Below are 1,478 nucleotides of genomic sequence, written 5' to 3'. Positions count from 1 at the left end.
GACCTTATCTACGCTTAATTTATAGTTGTTTTCCTTTAGTATACGTTCTAGCTCTTTATAAACCTTGTAAGCAACAAAACAGACACATACATGAGCTTCTATTCGTTTAGGTGTGAAATGGAACATCGGCCTCATTTCAATGGTTCCCTTAGTAATCCTAAAAGCTCGTTCAACCTGCCATAGACTGCTATATTGATCGTAGACCTCAGCTGCTGATAAGTCTGTATTAGTGATATACCCTTTCAAACCATCCCATTTTGCATCCTCTTCTATTTTACTTTTGTCGATGCTTACCTGGACGTCTTTTGAGATCACCAAAAATTTATTATAACCGCGCTTGTTTATATTTTCCTTAGAAATGGTTCCTGCTTTAAAGGATTTTTCCAAACGGCTAATCCCCTTTGTCCTGTTGTAAGCATCTTTTTTGGCGCGTTTCTCTGAATAACCTACAATCAGTCTGCCATTTGCAACCTTTGTTTCATGAAAATGGCCATCAGCCTTTGGCAGCGATAGCAGCCAATCTCGCTCTGTTTTACTTACACTTTTTATCCGGGCACCTATAATGTAATTATAACCGTGAGTCCTAAGAAAATCCACATTCTTCTTATTGATTAAACCAGAATCTGCAACTAGTACAAAATCTTCTAGCTGAAACCTGCGTACAAAATCATCTACAATTGGAATCATGGTATGCCCCTCATATTGTGTACCATTGAACATGGAATAAGATAAAGGGTATCCATCCGAGCTCACTAATAGACCTAATACTATTTGAGGTTGGCTGTGCTTACCATCTTTAGAAAAACCAGCTTCCCTAAACCCATCACCATAATCTGACTCAAAATACAGCGTGGTCACATCATAAAACATTAAGCCAATTTTACCTCCTAAGATCTTTCTTGTGTGTTCAACGCTTATTTTTTGAATGGTATCCTGTTGCGTATTATAGAGCTTGTCCATATACCGATAGATTTTATCTAAATGAAGATCTTCGTCAAAATGCGACTTTAGGTATTCAATCGTAGCAGATTTGCTCATCGGCTGATTTAGTCGTGAGATAACCAATTGCCTCAAAATATAATCGTCTATCGCATGATATCCAATTGAGTCATAAACTCTATTGAGAATCAACTGGGTACCATTTTGTAAGATATTTTCAATATTAGAAAGTAAGAAATCCGCTACCACCCTCTCTTCCGTCTCTTGGCTGTGTTGTTGGAATATATCCCCACCTTTCACTTGGCGATCAGCCCACAGCTTACCCTCTTTATAAAATTGATCAATCTCAGCCTCATCCTTAGCAATGCCAATGGTTTTTACAACCTTAAACTTGCCATTCGTTTTGACCACTACAACAATGCTAGTGGTACCAGAATTATTCCTTTTTTTACGGACAAACATCCTTAAAGATACCATATTATCATTTCGAGTCACCCTTTTTGGTGACTCGAAATATGCAAAGAACAATAAATCAACGC

At 37.7% G+C, this 1,478-nt stretch carries 1 protein-coding gene; it reads right to left on the bottom strand.

Translation table 11 applies throughout. The features are described 5' to 3' along the window. Nucleotides 1-1,401: IS1634 family transposase (locus EDC17_RS16725; protein WP_165894456.1), on the bottom strand; the 1,401-nt coding region annotated here is incomplete at its 3' end. Nucleotides 1,402-1,478 lie beyond the last annotated feature (77 nt).

Origin of the sequence: Sphingobacterium alimentarium (assembly GCF_004342685.1) — a bacterium.
Lineage (GTDB): Bacteria > Bacteroidota > Bacteroidia > Sphingobacteriales > Sphingobacteriaceae > Sphingobacterium > Sphingobacterium alimentarium.
Note: the sequence above shows the minus strand (reverse complement) of the source record. Positions and strands in the feature narration are given on the sequence as shown.